Consider the following 291-nt stretch of genomic DNA (forward strand, 5'->3'; position numbering starts at 1 on the left):
CACTAAAACACTGCTTCTCGAGCAATGCACTCATAAAATCTCTGGATGACGGTGCATCATCAACGACCAGAACCTCCATACTCCGATTGGCAGACATTCGATTAATCACCTGCACAACGTAACTGATATCCTGCTGCCCGTTCTTCAACACATAATCGGATACGCCCAAGGATAAAACCATCTCACGTAGATTTGGACTAAAGTTGCCGGTAAAAGCGATACATGGAATACTCTTTTCTGCCACTAGCTTTGCAGCAGCGCCATCACTTTCATCGGGCAGGTTCAAGTCTG

The 291-nt window shown here is 46.0% G+C and carries 1 pseudogene; it reads right to left on the reverse strand.

Annotation, left to right across the window (positions count from 1 at the left end):
* Positions 1-291, reverse strand: a pseudogene (locus A3761_RS27430) (diguanylate cyclase response regulator); the annotation flags it as partial.

It is taken from the genome of Oleiphilus sp. HI0123, from assembly GCF_001635315.1.